Source organism: Pelomonas nitida, assembly GCF_043555975.1.
In the GTDB taxonomy this organism is placed as follows: domain Bacteria; phylum Pseudomonadota; class Gammaproteobacteria; order Burkholderiales; family Burkholderiaceae_C; genus Pelomonas; species Pelomonas nitida.
The window spans coordinates 1-278 of record NZ_JBIGIA010000068.1 but is presented as its reverse complement, the minus strand read 5'-3'; the positions used below and the strand labels follow the sequence as shown (position 1 = coordinate 278).

Below are 278 nucleotides of genomic sequence, written 5' to 3'. Positions count from 1 at the left end.
ACCACCCGGCGCTATGGCGGCACCGGCCTCGGCCTGTCGATCAGCCGGCAGCTGGTCGAACTGATGGGCGGACGCATCTGGGCCGAAAGCGTGCTGGGCCAGGGCAGCACCTTCCACTTCACGGTCCGCCTCAAATCCCTCAGCATCGACCGGCGCCTGGGCATTGGCGAGTTCGGAGCACGGCTGGCCGAGCAAGCCCAGCGCCCGGTACTGATCGTCGATGACAACCCGGTGTCGCTCAACATCCTGTGCCGCCTGACCAGCCAGCTGGGTCTCAA

Annotated in this window: 1 protein-coding gene; it reads left to right on the top strand. The window is 66.9% G+C overall.

The window, feature by feature from the left end:
• Positions 1 to 278, top strand: a 278-nt coding sequence (locus tag ACG00X_RS24130; RefSeq protein WP_394492381.1) for an ATP-binding protein, incomplete at both ends; no start/stop codon positions are given.